Genomic DNA, 18,502 nt, shown 5'->3' with positions numbered 1-18,502 from the left:
AGCAAGATTGTTGCGTAGACAAGCTACGCGCGTCTATATCTCTCAAAAATTACAGATGCAAGGTTTTTGAACTTCATACGTATTCAACTTCTCAAGGAAGAATAACTGTAAAAAATTTTACCCCTACCTCCCTCCCAAATCCAGTTAATCTAGGGGGTCAAATCGGTTACTAAATGTTGCAACTAAAATCATCGGTAAACCAATAGCAAAACAAATCAACCATTGGGTTAAATTCAGGGGAGCAGTGGAAAATAGGAGATTCATGATATTCCATTGACTAAAGATAACCTGTAAAACCACGGTGGCAATAATACCCATGACAATAACTGAAGTATCACTAACTGCTTCTTGAACTCCCCGCAGACGGTTAACTAGAGCAATTCCCAATTGACTAATACTCAACAGGTAAAACACTCGACCCGCTACCAAAGCTTGAATTGCCATTGTTCTGGCTAATTCCATAGTTCCCCCGCTTTGACGTATCCATTCAAATACACCAAAAATCAAGATCCAGTTAAAAATTGAAATCATACAAATCCGTTTCACCAAACTCTGGGAAAGTAGAGCTTCACGGGGGTTACGGGGTGGTCGCTGCATCACCCTGGGTGATTTTGGCTCAAAGGCTAATGGTACAGTCATGGCAATGGAGTTGACCATATTTAACCACAGCACCTGCAAAGACAAAATTGGTAAATCCCTCGCCAACAATACACTAATTAGTATGGTCATCGATTCACCCCCATTCACTGGTAAGATGAAAGCGATCGCTTTGAGCAAATTCCGATAGACGGTTCTCCCTTCCTCCACCGCAGCTTCAATGGAGGCAAAATTATCATCGGTTAAAATCATATCCGAGGCTTCTTTGGCAACTTCCGTACCCGCACCCCCCATCGCAATCCCAATATCTGCCTGTTTAAGAGCTGGTGCGTCATTCACCCCATCTCCAGTCATGGCCACAATTTCACCCTTCGATTGCAAAGCTTCAACGATGCGTAATTTTTGTTCTGGTGCAACCCGGGCAAATACGGAAGCGTCTGCGATGGCTGTGGCAAATTCCTCAGATTCCATTTGGGCTAGTTGACTACCTGTAAATGCCAACACTTCCCGTTGATGATTAAAACCCATGCTTTTAGCGATCGCAGCCGCAGTCACAGCATGGTCGCCAGTAATCATTTTTACCTGAATTCCGGCGGTTTGACAGGCTTGTACGGCTCTAATGGCTTCAGGTCGGGGTGGATCAATCATTCCCTGTAAGCCGAGGAAAATTAAATCGCTTTCGATATCTGCATGATCCAGGGTGGTTTGGGTTTCCGGAACTGGTTTTTGCGCAAAGGCTAATACCCGTAAACCCTGACTAGCCATTTTTTCCACCTGTTGATGGATTACTTCTGGTTCCAATGTAGTTAAATTTCCTGAGTTGTCTTCCATCTGCTGAGAACGTTGGAGAATCGCTTCCACCGAACCTTTCACATAGATGATTTCGGCTTTCCCTTCTCGATTACCATGCAGTGTGGCCATATACTGGAACTCGGATTCAAAGGGTATGACATCTAATCTTGGCTTTTCAACTTCTAACCGACTGCGTTCATACCCAGCTTTATTGGCAACAGTGATTAATGCTCCCTCCGTCGGGTCGCCAATTACCTGCCATTGTCCTGCTTTTGTTTCCAAACGGGAATCATTACATAATAGCCCAGCTTGTAAACATGCTGCTAAAGCTGGGGAATCATCCCGATCCACCGGTGTCTGCTCCCGGACAATTTCCCCCTGGGGGTCATAACCCACCCCCGTAATGGTATAGTTAATCCCACCAGCATAAATCGCCTGCACAGTCATTTGATTTTCGGTGAGTGTGCCCGTTTTATCCGAACAGATGACCGTCGCTCCCCCTAAAGTCTCCACCGCCGGCAACTTGCGGACGATGGCATGACGACGGGCCATACGGGAAACACCGATAGCCAATGTCACCGTCACTACTGCTGGTAAACCCTCCGGAATCGCACTCACGGCAAAGGCGATCGCGGCTTCAAACATCTCTGTCCAGGATTTTCCGTACCCTAAACCCACCGCAAACATGAAAGCGGCAATACCTAAAATAATGTAAAGTAAAGTCTTACTAAAGCGGTCAAACTTGCGAGTCAAGGGGGTTTTCAAGCTGGTACTTTGATTCATTAATTGGGAAATACGACCGGTTTCCGTTGCTTCCCCAATGGCCACCACAATGCCTTTTCCCGTACCAAAGGTGACAAAACTACCCGCGTAGGCCATGTTTTTGCGTTCCGCTAGGGGTGGATCACCATCAAGGGGTTGAGTATCTTTTTCAACCGCAATCGATTCCCCCGTCAGTGCAGATTCATTCACCTGTAAATTCCGCACCTGTACCAAACGTAAATCCGCAGGAACCTTGTCCCCAGAAGCGAGTAAAACGACATCTCCCGGAACTAATTCTGTCGAGGGAACCTGGATTTTTTCCCCATCACGGATAATTGTTGCATTTGTTTTCACCGCAGAAGCTAAAGCTGCGATCGCGCTCTCTGCTTTTGATTCTTGCACAAAACCGATAATGGCGTTAATGAGGGTGACACCCCAAATGACCCCAGCATTTACCCACTGTCCCAAAAATGCCTTCACAGCACCCGCAATTAACAGGATATACAACAATGGTTGGTGGAATTGCAACAAAAACCGGATAAATGGACTAGTTCCCGCTTTTCCCTTCAGTTCATTTGCACCAAATTGTTCCTGTCTTTGACGAATAACTTCAGAACTTAAACCCGTTTCTAAATTACTATCTAAATGTTGAGTTACTTCCCGAAAAGTAAGATGATGCCATTGATTGGAGTTAATTATTTCCTTTTCTATTGCTGCCATCTTCTTTACCTGTAGTATTATCTAAATTGTTTTCAGTCTCTAACTTTAGTTATGGGATAATCATGAAAAATTAGGAATTATTGGAACTTCTGTATCTTATCTAACTGACGCAAGATGTGATTGAAAAATTGATGAGTGCTATTGTGCCTTTTGCGTAATTTCGTGATAATTCTTGTTCTGCATTTGACTCTCTTTGACATGATGCCATTGGTCTAAAACATCTTTAAATAAAACCTCTTCTAGGCAAGTTTTGGCAACTACCGTAAGTGGTATCGCCATGAATAAACCAAGAGCGCCAAAAAAAGTTGTAAACATAATTTGAGATGTTAACGTCACAGCAGGTAAAAGGGACACCTGTTTCGCCATCACAGTCGGTGTTAACCAGTAACTTTCAATATTTTGAATGACTACATATAAAATCAGTACGGGAATTGCTTTCCAAGGTGCATCCACTAAAGCCACCATTATCGGAAATATTACACTTAAAGTTGGCCCCACATTGGGGATAAAATTTAATATACCAGCTAAAACTGCATGGGCTAACGCTAAAGGTACTTGCAAGATAAATAATCCGATTCCCGTTAAAGTCGCAATAAAAACCATTTCGATTAAAGCACCGACAGTCCAACTTTCTAATCCCGTCGCACAATCAGCTAAAATTTCCCGCACTCGACGACGATAAAAAGCAGGAAAAAATCGCACAAATCCATCTCGATACATGGGAGGATTTGCCAACAACATCAACATCAAAATTATCACGAATAAAGCTTGGAGGAGGACGTTAATCGAAGTGGTAATGATTTCCCAAGTACTGGTAATAAACTGTGTTGCGAAAGGTTGTATTTGTTGAAACAAACGATTAATATTGGGTAATTCAAGATAGTTTTGACCCAGAAAATTTTCCAGATAATTGATGAATTCTTGTAATCGGGAAATTCCAACAGGAAATAGTAATAAAAGCTCTTGCAGTTGTTGGTTAAAAGGGGGAACAATCAGCCACAAAAATACAGTTAAAAATGTTAGCAAAACGAGAAAACTCAGAATAATCGCACCCGCACGCACGATTTTGATTTTTTTGAACTGACGTACTAACTGGTTCAAAGCAGTAGCCAAAACTACCGCAGTAAAAAATAGCAGTATCAACTGACGAATTTGCCACAGTACATATCCAGAAGCGACCAAAACAAAAAGACCAACCCATTGACCAAATTTCATCTCAACAACCTAACCCCTATGAATACTTAATCCCAGCTACCCATCATCTCCATATCACCAGCGATCGCTTCTAACTCAGATTTTTCCTGTTTATCGATTTAATCCATACCTATTATTAATTATCGTCGCTGGATATTATCCTGTATTCTGACTGAGGATAGATGTCAAAATTCCACAAAATATATCTCGCGATAATATCTACTCAATCGAAGAAGTAGTATCTTCTATGAAGATATTTAATATGAAGATGAAGATATTTAACTAATAATTTGAAAAATGAAAATGAATATGTTTGCAAATTCACAAACCAAAATCCTATTGGATGGTGACAATATCTGATTCCACTATTCACGCTAATACCGTTTTATTTTGGAGTTGATACCTGACGGAGAGCTTTCGGAAGCAGGGTCAGAAAATGTATCAAAATTTGAGTGAATTTGGTTCCCACTTTACCGAAACACTCTTGGCGCAACTAAGCCAGGAAATCTCAAATTGGTATAATCCCGGATTTCTCACAAACTCCTCAAACATTCAGTGAGTAGTCCGTGATGGGAGTAGGGAGTGGCAAGAAAATCAACCCACAACTCAAGGCTTATCACTCCCTCGTGAGAAATGCATGTAATATACCACGGTCTCGTATTTTAGAATTATTTTCCTGAAGGTATTCGACTAAACTTGCATAAATAAATAAAATTATCAAAATTGACAAAGACAAATTAGATAAATTATGTAGGCGATCCGTCGGGTTGTCTCCCTAAATACTAGGGGTTGAATGGGGGTTTAGGGATTATTGAGGAACGCAGATGCTAGATTTGGGATTAAATTTGTCAAAAATATTCAACCCAAAGTTATAAATAGGTTTGTATCCTGGAAGTGGCACAGCTAATATTGTGCCAGTTGGGTTTACCCTGTGTAAGAGTGTGTCCCTCTGTGTCTTCAAGATTGTGAAACACCATGACTAATTCTCCTAATTCCGAACATCGTTCTCCAACAACGGTCACCAAGAATCGGCTGTGGTTACTGATATTGTGTCGTGTGGGTGTTGGTTTTGCTGGTTTGTTGTTAGTTGGGTTAGGTTGGGGAGTTTGGCGGTTAAATCGGTTTATTCACGAAGATTTGGCTCCTTTAGCAGCAGAAGGTTTAACCAATAGCCTCAATCGTCCCGTGGAATTAGGACGAGTGAAGGGGTTTTTCTTGCAAGGGGTTAAGTTTGATACATCCCGAATTCCCGCAACTGCTACCGATCCAGATTTTGCTCAGGTGGAGTCGGTGGAGGTAGGTTTTGATTTATGGGGGTTGCTGTGGAATCGTCGTTTGCTGTTGGATGTCACCTTGGTTAATCCTTCCCTGTATCTTCAGCAAGACACCAATGGACGCTGGTTAACAACAAAGATTAGTCCTCCTGGTAAGGGTGCTGCTTTGAGAACAGATTTACATCGGTTGTGGTTTCGCAATGGTAAATTAACTTTATTGCCTTCTCCCCAGGGAAACCAAGCCATTCTGAAAAATAAATCTCCCTTAAAGAGCGCTGCAACTGGACAAAGTATCAGTTTTTTAGATGTCAATGGTCATGTCCGCTTAGTTGATAATAATCAACGGTTGCAATTGGATGTGACAGCGAAACCTGTGAATGGGGAAAGATTGGCGGTGCAGGGGGAAATTGTTCCCAGAAACCTGGCTTCTCAACTGCAAATTCAAGGAGAAAATATTTCTGCCCAGGATGTATCGAATTTAATTCCTTTACCTTTCAAGTTACCCCAGGGTCGAGCTTGGGGGAATTTACGGGTGGAATATGAACCAGGTGCTGCACCGTTGTTATTTGGTAATGTTCGGGTTCAGGATTTACAGGTGAATATTCCCCGTGTTCCTCTCCCCTTTACTCGTGGTCAGGGTAATCTCAAGTTTGATCAAACGGCGGTAATTTTAGAAAATGTCCGCTCTATCTACGGTCAAACCGGGTTTACAGCAAGTGGAGTCATTGACCGACAAACGGGTTTTCGCTTGCGGGGACGGACGGATGTGGTAAGTGCAGCCAATGTCCAGAAAACCTTGAATTTGAAATTACCTGTAGCTGTGGTGGGAAATTTGCAAGCAAATTTGCAGCTAGATGGAGAACTGGATAATCCGGTATTGCGGGGAAATGTGAATACGGTCAAGGTCGCACTTGTGGATCGCTTGTCCGTGAAAACTGCCCAAACCGAGTTTAATTTTAGTCCCGCGACGGGATTGGTGAAGTTTAGGCAAATTCAAGCAACACCGATGGTGGGGGGAAAAATTACTGGTAGTGGTGAGATTCAATTAGTCAATAATCCCCAAATCGGATTTAACTTGGTTGCGAGTAATATACCCGGAGATGCGATCGCTCGCCTATATGATGTGCCAGTTGGTTTACGAATTGGTACGGTTCAAGGAACTATTGGTTTAACTGGAAAACCCAATTTGGTGACTACTAGGGTGAATTGGGAAGCACCGTCGGCTACCTATCCGGTGAGGGGGGAAACTATTATCAATCCCAATCGCCATATCGATTTGCGCAATATTGTGGCCAGTGTCGCTGGTGGTCAAGTTCGGGTGAATGGTAGTTGGCAAAATGACCGTTGGCAATTGGTTGCGAATACCAGTCGAGTCGGGATTTTACCGTTCTTGAATCCGGAAAACCTGGACAATATCAATCTGGAACACCTACGTCAATCCACCCTCAACGGTCAGTTTAGCGTCATGGGAACTAGTACACCCTTTCTGATTCACCAGATTACTGGTCAAGGGGGAGGAATCAATTTGGGGGGGGGAACTATCCAAATTCCGGCAATCCAGTTTACACCATCTGGAATGGTAGCTCGGTTGAATATCCAAGGGGTACGATTGGGGAGCGTGTTGCAACAATCCCACCAGGTGTTAGCCAATCCCCTAAGTGGGGAGTTATCCGTGACTGTACCTAGGGATAATGGTCGTTTACAAACTGTGGTAGCTAGGGGAAATCTGGGTTTACCTGTGGGTGGTGGTTCGATTCGGGTGGATGATTTGCTCATCAAGGATGGTCGTTACCAAGCCACGGTGAATTTCCAGAATAATAGTTTAAAAGCATTAGCACCCGTACCCCAGCAGTTTCGGGGTCGATTGACTGGTGCGGTGCGTGTGCTTGGGGTGGTGGATTCGTTGCAGATTGCCAATATTCAAGCTCAAGGACAGGCTCGGATTAGTTGGGGTGGGGGGACAATTACAGCTAATAATTTTGTCCTGGCTAATGGTCGCTACAGTCTGGATGCGACAGCGAATAATTTACCTTGGCAACAGTTTATACCAGTTGCCCCGACTATCACAGGTGGGTTGGATGGGGAGTTTCGCGTGGCTGGGGATGCCACTAATTTGGATTTGGCCCAGACCTTAGTAGTCGGTGAAGGACGCTTAAATGTGGCGGGGGGAAGGGTGAGGGCAACCAATTTTCGACTGGCCAATGGAGCCTATCAAGCTGTCCTAAATGCTCGTAATGTGCAATTAAACCAGCTAAATTCCCAGTTAACTGGGCAAATGGCAGCAAATCTGCAAGTTGTGGGACATGTAGACCAGTTGAATTTGGCTAATGTCAAGGCTGTGGGTCAAGTTGGTTTATCCCAGGGGTTGGCGGGGTTGAATCGACCAATTCAAGCCAATGTGGGGTGGAATGGGGAAAAGTTGATTGTGGAGCGGGCTGTTGGTCGAGATTTTGCTGCCCAGGGGTATATTTTTGCTAATGCCAAGGGGACTGGTATACCGGAAATTACTCAGATTAATTTGGATGTGGATGTGCGTAATTATCCCTTGCAAAATTTACCTGTGCAGTTACCTGTGCCAATGGCTTTAGGGGGAATGGCGGATTTTCGTGGTCAGGTGAGTGGTAAATTACCCGTACCCAATTTAATTGGGAATGTAACCACACGCAATTTCCGAGTGGGGGAATTTGCCTTTGAACCCTTATTAACCGGAAATTTGCGCTCAACAGCAGGTCAGGGTTTACAGTTAGATATCGGTGGTAAAAAAGACCGCATTGCCCTGAACTTGGATGGTAATAACAATCCCCAATCCTTTGCCATTCGCCTGCAAGAAGCTGGGATGGTGGGTCGGATGCAAGGGGGGGTATTGCAGACCCAGGTGGAAAACTTTCCCTTGGGTGCTTTGAATTTGACCATACCTGGGAATCCTTGGATCGGCAATGGTTTGGTTGGGGGTAACTTGAGTGGTGAGTTGCAAATTGTACCCCAAACCCTGGCGACAACCGGAAATATTGCCATTCACCAACCCCAAGTTGGACGCATTCAAGGCGATCGCATGACGGCTAATTTTCGCTACGCTCAAGGTAAACTTTCCCTTTTGGAGAGCGCCTTCCAAAGGGGTACTAGTACCTACGGGTTTGTCGGTAACATGGAACCAACTAATGGAATTCCCCGTATCCAAGGTCAGGTGACTGCCAACAATGGTGATATCCAAGATATCCTCACCACCCTACAAATTTTTCACCTCAACGACCTCAGCCGTGGTTTCAATCCTCCCACCTACGGTAGTGCAGCCGATTTGGATGTAATGCCACAGAAAGTTGCCAACCGTCCCCTATTGCAACAACTTCAGCGTTATTCGGAAATTCTGGCTCTACTAGAGCAACAACAACAAGCCCGTCTTGCAGCTTCCCCGATTCCCGACCTCGCTGACCTCAAAGGACGGTTTAACTCAGAAATTACCCTAGATACAACCAATCCCCAAGCCCCTAATGTTCAGTTTGAATTTTTGGGTAATAATTTTACCTGGGGACGCAGTGATGAACCAAATCGCTATTTCCAAGCCGAAAAAGTGATTATTGCCGGTCAATTTGCCGATAATCTTTTGACCTTGCGTCCCTTGCGGATTGCATCGGGGGAGCGACTAATTGCCTTTAGTGGGACTTTGGGAACCAGCGAACAAATTGGTCGATTGCAGATTCAGAATTTTCCCTTACAAATTCTGAATAACTTGGTGCGCCTACCTGTGGGATTGACAGGTAATTTAAATGGCAGTGCGGCCATATCGGGGAATATTTTCAACCCCCAAGCCACGGGGGAAATTAGCGTCAGTGAGGGTACTTTGAACCAAAAGGGGATAAATGCCGCCAGTGCTGGATTTAACTATGCCAATGGCTTACTCAGTTTTGGTAGCCAAATTGACGTTGCCAACACCACCCCCGTCACCATTGAGGGAAGTATACCCTACCGTTTACCCTTTGCCCTAGTAAGTCCGGTACGGGAGAATATTGACCTGAAAATTCAGGTGGAAAACGAAGGATTGGCGGTAATTAACCTCTTGAGTAATCAAGTTGCCTACAATTCCGGGACGGGGAGAATAGATGTCCAGGTTGGGGGAACCCTAGATCAGCCGACGGTGGAGGGGGTTGCCAGTTTGACGAAAGCGAATTTTTCTGCCCAGGCTTTACCGGGTGAGATTACCGACGTGACCGGAGGGGTGAGGTTTGATTTTGACCGAATAATAGTCGATAACCTCAGTGGTAACTTTAATCAGGGACGGATTGTGGCTAATGGGGAAATACCCATTACCACTGGGGAGGATGGACAACAGTTGGAAAATCCTTTATTGGTGAACCTGGAGCGGGTGCTTCTCAACCTCAAGGGACTATACCTTGGTGGTGTGAACGGCAACTTAATGATTACAGGTAGTGCCCTCGACCCAATTTTGGGGGGAGACATCCAACTGAGTAACGGTCAGGTATTACTCCCAGAACCCAACTCCAACGATACCCCATCCCTTGCCAAAAATCTCCAAACCCTAGGGGAGGAAACAGACACCTTCCCCCCCCAGGAAAACCCCACCCGTTTCCGCAATTTATTTATCACTTTAGGCAACAACCTCCGAGTTACCCGTCCCCCCATCCTCAACTTTACCGCCACTGGTACTCTAAAACTCAACGGTTCCTTCCTTGACCCCATACCGGAGGGGGAAATTCGTCTGCGGGGTGGGGGAGTAAATTTATTTACCACCCAATTTAACCTAGCCCGTGGTTATAGACATACTGCCACATTTCGCCCAAGCCAACCACGGGACCCGGAGTTGGATATTCGCCTATTTGCCAAAGTATTCGACATTCGACCCAGTTCCGACATTAACCGTTTAGGGAATGGGGGGATTAGCAGACTCGAAAGCGTGCGGGTGGAAGCAAATATTACCGGTCTTGCGAGTCAATTAAATGAAAATTTGGAATTACGTAGTACACCAAGTCGGACTGAAAACGAAATTATTGCCCTACTGGGTGGGGGATTTGTTGACTCCCAAGGAAGGGCAGACAGCACCCTGGGGTTAATTAATATTGCCGGTTCGGCTGTGTTTAATAATTTTCAAACCGCCTTTAGTCAAATTGGCACAGCCTTTGGGTTGAGTGAGTTGCGGATTTTTCCCACCCTGTTATCCCAAGACCCGGAAGCCGGACGTAATGCATCTTCTTTGGAACTTGCTGCTGAAGCAGGGGTGGATATTAGTCCCAGGTTTTCTATCTCTGCTTTGAAAATTTTAACCGCCAGCGATCCGTTACAACTTGGGATTAATTATCGGATTAATCAGGAATTTCGTCTACGGGGAGCCACTAATTTCTTTGATGATAATCGGGCTGTGTTGGAGTTTGAACGCAGATTTTGAGGAATTTATAATTCGTAATTCGTAATACCCGCTACGCGGGAAGCAAGCTACGTAACTTGTAATAGCCTGCGGCAAGCCGCTACGCATCTACGTAATTATTTGTAATTAGTCAGATGAATCTTGTAGAGACGTAGCGTTGCTACGTCTCATATTGGGTATGTGTTGCCAACATTTTTTGCGAGTGTAACGCAGTGATGTGAATATTATTTACAATCCGTTACATAATTCGATTTATTTGTGACGACCTACAGAAAAACTTCAGTTTTTCACAATTTCAATTTGGGAACTCTTTCCGAATCTTTCCCCTGTGGGTGCTAACTCCTGGGGTGGGTTGGAGACTTGACCCGATTGCTTAATAATCTGATTTAAAAAGGTATCTTGCTGTTTACGGAAATTGTTTAAATCTCCCTGTCCATTCATCAAAGCGAACCAAATAATCCCTTGATTTTGGGTTGGCAATCCACCCACTAGGGCACTCACTGTACCTAAACTACCTGATTTCACAACCGCTAAGGGAGGTATTTGACGTGGTGATAACACTCCCTCATCGACACTAGTAATAGTAAATACATCTGCAACCGTGAGATTATGTGACCGCAGGTATAATTCTACCGCTCGAAACATGGCGATCGCGGCTCTAGGGGAAATTTTATTTTCGTAGGTTAAACCGGAACCGTTAATCAAGTAAATTTCTTGACTAGGCACTTGAGCAATTTCCGCAGCCCGTTGGGCGACAGTTTTAGCTCCACCGACACTATTGGCAATCATTTCTGCCATCGGATTATTGCTAAAATTATTCATTTTTTTCAACAATTCCGCCAGGGGATAGGAGGAATGGCGAACTAGTATCCGCATATTTGCTGGTGCTGTGGTTTGGGTTTTGACTTGACCCTCAATCAATACTTGGGGTTTAGGTGTTTGGGGAGGCAATGTTTGATACTGACGGGTAATTACGGATGTCCAAGTTTGACTATTCAAGGCTTGTTTGAGGAGATTACCGACGGTGACTGGGGCAGTATTGTAGTTCATGTAAAATTTACCAGTGATAATTAAATCACCCCGAACACGTTTTATACCCATTTGGTTCAGAGTATTTCCCAGCTTAATCGCTTCTTCCCAGACAAAAAAGGGGTCTTCTCCTCCCTGAATAATCAAGTCTCCCTCAATCACTCCTTCCCGAATTGTTCCTGTTGTACCTATCTGAGTGAGGAAGCGGTGGTCGGGTCCAAAGGTTTTCAGCGCAACTAGGGTGGTGGCTACTTTGGTGATGGATGCAGCTGGTAAAGGGGTTGTACCTTGGTGATTGGCTAGTAATTTATCCTTTGTTTGCATCCATACCCCTTGGGATTTAGCTGGTGCTGGTTGTAGGGATTTGATATAGGCTGCAACTTGAGGGTTAATGGGAGGATTGGGTTCGGTGGGGGGAACAGTCAGGAGTTCCGGGGTGGGTGTGGGTGTAGGAGTTGCGCGAATTACTGCTGTGGATGAGGTTTGGTTTGATTCGGATGTGTTTGGGGTACAACTACATAGTAAAAACAGGAAAATCAGGGATAGGGGATAGGGATGGATCGACATAGCAATCTGCGAATGCAAAAGAATACAGGATACAGGATACAGGATTAGAGAATGATTACCCCTAGTACTTTGTCCTATTTGCTTGAAAAGAATATCTAAGTTGCTGTTAAAAAACAAATCAATTATCCTATGCCGATAAATAATAAACTCAGGAATCACTTAACTAGCATATTATTCTCGGTTCGTAGTTTAGTCCTCAAAGTAAGCGAAGACAGTGCTGACTTTTTTTGTTTGCGTTTAATCGGTTCCAGCAATCCTACTTCCCTCGCTACACGTCTGACTAATTCCTTCCAACGCTTAGAAACTTCCCCTTGACTGACCCCTAACGCAGAAGCTTGCTCTGTTTGGGTTTTACCTGCAACCATCAGTTTCCATAATTTCAGATAACCTTACGAATTACGAATTACGAATTACAAATGTTTTAGTCGAGTGCGAGACTCTCCATCTCCAAAATCCTGTTATAAAATAGACGTAGTAGCATTCGAGGACCAGTTTCCTGGTAGAAAACGCCTATCGAGACTATCTTTGGTAATCTCCAAGGTTTGAAATCCAGCCAGTTGAAGCAACTTCAACGGCTATACCACCAGCGCATTCCGGGCGATCGCGTCACTACGCCCGAATTTTCCCAGCGACTGGCGGCCATCAGTGCCGAAATTAATCAGCCTGTGTGTGCCTATCTTAACCGTCGTGGACAAGTAATCCGGGTTGGGGTAGGCACTCCGCGTCAAACCCAAATTCCGCCCCTGGAACTCCCCCGTTACGGGGCTGCACGTTTAAGCGGGATTCGGTGTTTGGCTACCCACCTGAAACCAGAACCACCGAATGAGGCTGCTTTAACCGCAATGGCTATGCAGCGCTTGGATGCTCTGGTTATGCTCAATATTACTGGCACTGGTTTTACTAAACGGGGTGGTGGAGCAACAGGGTATGTCAAACATGCCTATTTAGCCCACTTAATTGCCCAAAATGTTCGGGAGTTAGTTCCGAGTGGAGGTAGCGGTAAACACTTATCTTTGCCGCAAAACTGGGTAATTTCCCCACCGATGAGTTTAGATGTGATCTCCGACCAAGATTTTTTGGAGCTAGTCGAAAGTCTAGAAGCGGAGTTTGAGCGGGAATTCATTGCCCAGGAAGTAAATACAGATTGCGATCGCACTGTCATCGTCGGTGTGCAAACTGATGATATTTCTGAGCAACATTTCCAAGATACCTTAGCAGAGTTGGCGCGATTAGTCGATACTGCCGGAGGAGAAGTTTTACAAACTATTATCCAAAAACGTAACCGCATCCATCCCCAAAGTGTTGTGGGAGACGGAAAAGTTCAAGAAATCGCCCTTGCAGCCCAACTCACCGGTGCAAATCTGATTGTTTTTGACCGGGATTTATCTCCCTCCCAGGTTCGCAACCTCGAACAAAAAATTGGTGTGCGAGTCGTTGACAGAACCGAGTTAATATTAGACATTTTTGCCCAAAGGGCCCAATCTCGCGCCGGTAAACTCCAAGTCGAGCTAGCCCAGCTAGAATACATGTTACCTCGACTCACCGGACGGGGACAAGCCATGTCCCGACTGGGAGGTGGTATCGGAACTAGAGGTCCAGGGGAAACGAAGTTAGAAACCGAGCGTCGGGCAATACAAAAGCGCATTGCTCGTTTACAGCAGGAAGTAGATCAGCTGCAAGCCCATCGTTCCCGTTTACGTCAGCGACGACAACATCGGGAAGTTCCTTCGGTTGCCTTGGTTGGGTATACCAATGCTGGTAAATCAACATTACTTAATGCCCTCACCAACGCTGAAGTATACACTGCCGACCAGTTATTTGCAACCCTTGACCCAACCACACGTCGGTTAGTTGTTCCCGACGCTTCCACCGGTGCAGCATCGGAAATTCTGATCACCGATACGGTTGGTTTTATCCATGAATTGCCAGATGCACTAGTTGATGCTTTTCGTGCCACCCTAGAGGAAGTCACGGAAGCCGATGCATTATTGCATTTAGTTGACCTATCTCACCCCGCTTGGTTAAGCCATATCCGCTCCGTGCGTGATATTTTGGCTATGATGCCGATTACACCTGGACCCGCTTTAGTGGTTTTTAATAAAATTGACCAAGCTAGTAGTGAAACCCTAGCAATTGCCAGGGAAGAGTTTCCATTAGCTGTTTTTATCTCCGCTAGGGAACGTTTAGGGTTAGAAACCCTGCGTCAGCGTCTGGGTCAGCTTGTTTATTATGCAGCCAATACTGTTTCCGAATTCGGATGTTAAAGACTGAATCGGACTTAGGCAAAAGTAGCGTCACTGCGTCACTCAGCTAGGGTACGGAGGCAAAGTAATCACCAAAATTTTGGGATTGCGACTGAAACTGCGTTTCGGTCGCAATGACAAATTTTCTCTTGCAAGAAACTGCGCTATTGGCACCCCTCTCTCTACCTTGCTTAAGCCCTGCTGAAGTTTTCAAGCTTAATGTTGGCTTTGTCGCTAAAAGTTTTTACTGTTTCTAGAAAAAAAACAACAAAAACCTCTTTAATAGAGGTTTTCTTTAAATATATTAAATAAAAATGGCTCAGGTCAGACTCGAACTGACGACCAAGGGCTTATGAGTCCCCTACTCTAACCAACTGAGCTACTGAGCCTCTTAATTATTCACAGCACACAATATACCACACCCAGCCAGACAAGTCTAGAGTCTGCACAAATATTTTTGGTTACAGGCGAAAAATGGCGTGGCTAATTTCCATGCCGAGGAAAATTCAGGACACTCTTACTATATCGCAATCCGATTTCTGTTGTGGCTATACCCTGCGGGAAGACTTCTCCTAGAGAAGCCATGCCTATGGCAGTCAACAACCCTACATGGAAGATTTTAGGAATCATCTAGGATTTCTAGATGTGATTAATTTAGCTAATAATATTATGCTAAAAACATAACTAAACATTAATGATAAATCCTTTACAAAACGCAACTTAACTTTTAATGTAGTAACAGATGGGTAAGTTAACTCATCAAAAATTATTAAGATACATAAAGCACTCATAAAATCATGACCACAACCTTACAACGTCGCGAAAGCGCAAACGTATGGGAGCGGTTCTGCGAGTGGATCACCAGCACCGACAACCGGTTATACATCGGCTGGTTCGGCGTATTGATGATTCCCACCCTGTTAGCAGCAACCACCTGCTTCATCATCGCCTTCATCGCAGCACCCCCAGTAGACATCGACGGAATCCGCGAACCAGTAGCAGGTTCCTTAATCTACGGAAACAACATCATCTCCGGAGCAGTAGTACCCTCCTCCAACGCCATCGGACTCCACTTCTACCCCATCTGGGAAGCAGCATCCTTAGATGAGTGGTTATACAACGGCGGTCCATACCAATTAGTAATCTTCCACTTCCTAATTGGATGCTTCTGCTACCTAGGTCGTCAGTGGGAATTATCCTACCGCTTAGGAATGCGTCCTTGGATTTGTGTTGCTTACTCTGCACCATTAGCATCAGCAACCGCAGTATTCTTGATTTACCCCATTGGACAAGGTTCCTTCTCCGACGGAATGCCCTTGGGAATCTCCGGAACCTTCAACTTCATGTTGGTATTCCAAGCAGAACACAACATTCTGATGCACCCCTTCCACCAATTGGGAGTAGCAGCAGTATTCGGTGGAAGCTTATTCTGTGCAATGCACGGAAGCTTGGTAACTTCCTCTCTAGTACGTGAGACAACCGAAAACGAAAGCCAAAACTACGGCTACAAATTCGGTCAAGAGGAAGAAACCTACAACATCGTGGCAGCACACGGATACTTCGGTCGTTTGATTTTCCAATACGCATCCTTCAACAACAGCCGTGCATTGCACTTCTTCTTAGCAGCATGGCCAGTAGTAGGAATTTGGTTCACCGCATTGGGAATCAGCACCATGGCGTTCAACTTGAACGGGTTCAACTTCAACCAGTCTGTGATTGACAGCCAAGGTCGTGTAATCAACACTTGGGCAGACATCATCAACCGTGCCAACTTGGGTATGGAAGTAATGCACGAGCGTAATGCTCACAACTTCCCCCTCGACTTGGCTGCTGGTGAAGCTGCACCTGTTGCATTGAGCGCACCTGCAATCAACGGTTAATTCCAGGTTTTGGTTTGGATTTAGCTACAAGTTAGGTAAATAGCGAAAATGCCCTCCGGGATACCGGGGGTATTTTTTGTTTGTAGAGACGTAATATATTACGTCTCGTTCTCGTTCAGACAGTGAGTCGATAAGCCGTTGGCGTCATCCCTGTGAATTGGCGAAACTGCTTGGTAAAATGGCTGTGGCTGCTAAATCCGCAATCAAGGGCAATTTCCGCAAGCGATCGCGTAGGGACTCCTGTGGAATATCGCTCCGTTTGTTTTAATAGCAGTTTTGCCCGTTCAATGCGTTGTTGGAGGAGATATTGGTAGGGGGGAATGCCCATCGATTGTTGGAAAGCGTGGCTAAAATGATACTTACTCATATTCAGTAATGGGGCTAAATCGGCCAGCTTCACGTTGCGATCAAGATGGGCATTGATATATTCCAATACTTGCGTTAGCTGGTATGGAGGTAATCCGCCTTCACGGATAGCAAGATGGGGTTTGGATGTGGCGTATTGTCTGATTAAATGAATTGCCAGTAGATTAGCCAGTGATTCTACGTAGAGATGGGAAGCTGTATTTTCCTGTTGTAGTTCCGTAAGTAGCATCATTGCGATCGCTTCAAGTTGGGAGTCCTTGGTGCGAAAACAAGGAATTAATTCCAGGTTCTCCCGCTCCATTGTTTCCCTGGCAACAGTATCCACAAAAGCTGAGGAGATGGATATCTGTAAAAACCGATCATCCCGTTCCCAACGGCAGAATATAGACATATCCGCAGGAGTGATGGCAATATCACCTTTACGATAGAATCCCCTATAGCTCTGTTTTTCTCTAACTTGGTACAAACTCACGGGACGGGGTGCGAGGGACAGGTAAATTGTATGTTTTTTGTGGTCATAGCAAATTGCTTCGCCTTTGGGAACTTGGTATTGTTCCACTAAAATATTTTCCCAGCCACGCTTTTGGCTGGATAGGTTTGCTTGCGATTCCATTTTCCCCAACTGTAATTTGCCTAATACCAATTCAAAAAACGGTTTGACTGTAAATGTTTGCAAAATATACTGAATATGGGACGTAGCATTGCCATCGCTGGTCAAAATTTATTTGTCGTATTCAGTTTGCAAATTGGTATAACTTTCATTTTATGGGTATTTGATGGTATGACTCCTGTTGCAGAAAATTGCCTAAATTGATCGCAAGATTTTACAAGTACCACAGGATTTTGACAGCACCAGGTAAACAATTTGCCTAAGCTGGATGAGTAATCAAAATCGTCATGTCACAGCACAGAATTTATGCCACAGTTACTACACATCGATGCTAGTCCCCGTGGAGAACGTTCCCATTCCCGTAGACTCTCTGGAGAATTTGTCAAAATTTGGCAACAATTTCATCCTCAGTATACAATTAGCTATCGCGATGTGGGACGCAATCCCCTTCCCCATGTCGATGAAGCTTGGATTGCCGCAGCTTATACCCCAGCAGAGGAACGTACACCCCAACATCAAGCAGCAATTCATTTGAGCGATCGCCTAGTGGATGAATTTCTTGCTGCGGATATATACGTTATCGGTACTCCCATGTACAATTTCAGTATTCCCAGCGCTCTCAAAGCCTACATCGACCAGATTGTCAGGATTGGGAGGACATTTGCGTTTACACCGGAAAATCCTACCACTCCCTATCAACCCCTGGTGTTGGATAAAAAAATGTATATCGTTGCTGTACGGGGAGGTTCGGGTTTTGGTGCAGGTGGACAATACGCACAGATGAATTTTCAAACCCCCTATCTCGCAACGGTATTTGGGTTTATTGGCATTACTGATATTACATTTGTGGAAATGGAAAACGATGAATTGGGTGGGGAAGGATTAAAGGAAGCGATCGCAAATGCTCGGACTCAAATTGCTCGACTAGCAGGTGGTTTGTAACGGTAACAACACATAAAGGCAAAAATCAAGGTGGAAATGCTGTACTCTGATGGAAGCGAATTCTAATTTGTTTTGTCTCCATCGAATGTTTTTTGGTATGATGCAACGCTATATACATACATCTGTTGTGTGGTAGATATCTATAATCT

The 18,502-nt window shown here is 44.8% G+C and carries 9 protein-coding genes and 1 tRNA gene; 4 read left to right on the top strand and 6 right to left on the bottom strand.

The features are described from left to right. Nucleotides 1–144 precede the first annotated feature (144 nt). Together CDC37_RS11090 and CDC37_RS11085 are read right to left on the bottom strand one after the other, a co-directional pair. Nucleotides 145–2,871, bottom strand: a complete 2,727-nt coding sequence (locus CDC37_RS11090; protein ID WP_096621942.1) for a cation-translocating P-type ATPase — start codon at nucleotides 2,869–2,871, stop codon at nucleotides 145–147. A 138-nt stretch (nucleotides 2,872–3,009) separates the two neighbouring features. Next, on the bottom strand, nucleotides 3,010–4,086 hold the full coding sequence (locus tag CDC37_RS11085) for an AI-2E family transporter (RefSeq protein WP_096621941.1): 1,077 nt from the start codon (nucleotides 4,084–4,086) through the stop codon (nucleotides 3,010–3,012). Between the two features lie 954 nt (nucleotides 4,087–5,040). On the opposite strand from CDC37_RS11085, the gene CDC37_RS11080 reads away from it, so the two are divergent. Continuing rightward, nucleotides 5,041–10,737 carry a translocation/assembly module TamB domain-containing protein gene (locus CDC37_RS11080; protein ID WP_096621940.1) on the top strand — a complete coding sequence of 1,899 codons (5,697 nt, stop codon included), beginning with the start codon at nucleotides 5,041–5,043 and terminating at the stop codon, nucleotides 10,735–10,737. 258 nt (nucleotides 10,738–10,995) lie between these two features. On the opposite strand, the gene CDC37_RS11075 is transcribed toward CDC37_RS11080, so the two are convergent. Together CDC37_RS11075 and CDC37_RS11070 are read right to left on the bottom strand one after the other, a co-directional pair. Beyond that, nucleotides 10,996–12,312 (bottom strand): D-alanyl-D-alanine carboxypeptidase, encoded by a 1,317-nt coding sequence (locus tag CDC37_RS11075; protein WP_096621938.1) that lies wholly within the window; start codon nucleotides 12,310–12,312, stop codon nucleotides 10,996–10,998. Between the two features lie 155 nt (nucleotides 12,313–12,467). Continuing rightward, a complete protein-coding gene (locus CDC37_RS11070) occupies nucleotides 12,468–12,677 on the bottom strand; it encodes a hypothetical protein (RefSeq protein ID WP_231943386.1) in 210 nt (69 codons plus the stop codon). A gap of 147 nt (nucleotides 12,678–12,824) precedes the next feature. Between CDC37_RS11070 and hflX the strand changes: the two genes are divergently transcribed. Beyond that, nucleotides 12,825–14,576: a GTPase HflX gene (hflX, locus tag CDC37_RS11065; protein ID WP_096621937.1), complete on the top strand. Its 1,752-nt coding sequence runs from the start codon at nucleotides 12,825–12,827 to the stop codon at nucleotides 14,574–14,576. A gap of 294 nt (nucleotides 14,577–14,870) precedes the next feature. On the opposite strand, the gene CDC37_RS11060 is transcribed toward hflX, so the two are convergent. Continuing rightward, nucleotides 14,871–14,944, bottom strand: a tRNA-Met gene (locus CDC37_RS11060). Between the two features lie 408 nt (nucleotides 14,945–15,352). Here CDC37_RS11060 and psbA point away from each other — a divergent pair. Further along, nucleotides 15,353–16,435: a photosystem II q(b) protein gene (gene psbA, locus CDC37_RS11055; protein ID WP_096621069.1), complete on the top strand. Its 1,083-nt coding sequence runs from the start codon at nucleotides 15,353–15,355 to the stop codon at nucleotides 16,433–16,435. Nucleotides 16,436–16,550: 115 nt separating this feature from the next. On the opposite strand, the gene CDC37_RS11050 is transcribed toward psbA, so the two are convergent. After that, complete coding sequence (locus CDC37_RS11050; RefSeq protein WP_096626095.1) at nucleotides 16,551–17,414, bottom strand: helix-turn-helix domain-containing protein; 864 nt, start codon at nucleotides 17,412–17,414, stop codon at nucleotides 16,551–16,553. Between the two features lie 303 nt (nucleotides 17,415–17,717). On the opposite strand from CDC37_RS11050, the gene CDC37_RS11045 reads away from it, so the two are divergent. After that, nucleotides 17,718–18,353: an FMN-dependent NADH-azoreductase gene (locus tag CDC37_RS11045; RefSeq protein WP_096621935.1), complete on the top strand. Its 636-nt coding sequence runs from the start codon at nucleotides 17,718–17,720 to the stop codon at nucleotides 18,351–18,353. Nucleotides 18,354–18,502: the final 149 nt, after the last annotated feature.

This window comes from Calothrix sp. NIES-3974 (assembly GCF_002368395.1).
Classification (GTDB): domain Bacteria; phylum Cyanobacteriota; class Cyanobacteriia; order Cyanobacteriales; family Nostocaceae; genus NIES-3974.
Note: the sequence above shows the minus strand (reverse complement) of the source record. Positions and strands in the feature narration are given on the sequence as shown.

What these genes read in the sequence shown, in the direction of transcription:
- CDC37_RS11090 (WP_096621942.1), bottom strand. Translation starts at nt 2,871, where the DNA reads ATGGCAGCAATAGAAAAGGAAATAATTAACTCCAATCAATGGCATCAT.
- CDC37_RS11085 (WP_096621941.1), bottom strand. Translation starts at nt 4,086, where the DNA reads ATGAAATTTGGTCAATGGGTTGGTCTTTTTGTTTTGGTCGCTTCTGGA.
- CDC37_RS11080 (WP_096621940.1), top strand. Translation starts at nt 5,041, where the DNA reads ATGACTAATTCTCCTAATTCCGAACATCGTTCTCCAACAACGGTCACC.
- CDC37_RS11075 (WP_096621938.1), bottom strand. Translation starts at nt 12,312, where the DNA reads ATGTCGATCCATCCCTATCCCCTATCCCTGATTTTCCTGTTTTTACTA.
- CDC37_RS11070 (WP_231943386.1), bottom strand. Translation starts at nt 12,677, where the DNA reads ATGGTTGCAGGTAAAACCCAAACAGAGCAAGCTTCTGCGTTAGGGGTC.
- psbA (WP_096621069.1), top strand. Translation starts at nt 15,353, where the DNA reads ATGACCACAACCTTACAACGTCGCGAAAGCGCAAACGTATGGGAGCGG.
- CDC37_RS11050 (WP_096626095.1), bottom strand. Translation starts at nt 17,414, where the DNA reads ATGGAATCGCAAGCAAACCTATCCAGCCAAAAGCGTGGCTGGGAAAAT.
- CDC37_RS11045 (WP_096621935.1), top strand. Translation starts at nt 17,718, where the DNA reads ATGCCACAGTTACTACACATCGATGCTAGTCCCCGTGGAGAACGTTCC.